Source organism: Bifidobacterium jacchi (assembly GCF_009078285.1).
Taxonomy (GTDB): Bacteria; Actinomycetota; Actinomycetes; order Actinomycetales; family Bifidobacteriaceae; genus Bifidobacterium; species Bifidobacterium jacchi.
Map to the genome: position 1 here is coordinate 1 of NZ_RQSP01000124.1, position 411 is coordinate 411.

Annotated in this window: 1 protein-coding gene; it reads left to right on the forward strand. The window is 51.1% G+C overall.

Annotated elements, in window-relative coordinates:
- The coding region (locus EHS19_RS11165) for a hypothetical protein (RefSeq protein WP_206666373.1) at positions 1 to 228 on the forward strand (228 nt) is incomplete at its 5' end.
- Positions 229 to 411 lie beyond the last annotated feature (183 nt).

The window sequence follows — 411 nt, forward strand, 5'->3', positions numbered from 1 at the left end:
TTGCATGTGTTAAGCACGCCGCCAGCGTTCATCCTGAGCCAGAATCGAACCCTCCACAAAAAACATGAAGGACAATCCGAAAACAGACTCTCCAAAAGAAAAAGACAGGACAGTTCCATAAGGCAGGAACCATCCCACAAAAACCTCATTCCGATTCAACCAACCAAGGACCCAACCACAAAAGCCGGGCTCGGAACAAACTGGCAATCATTGACTATAAAGAAGTAGTACAAACACACTCTTGAGTTCTCAAACCACCGACACACCAACACGAGGCCAACCCCGAAGGGAAGCACCACCGCGCCGGGCAGCAAGAGATAAACATACACGACACCACGCGAACACGCAAACCGGCAACACAAAACAACGCCAAACCCCTTGCAAACACACGCCTCCCTCGGCGTGTCGCAC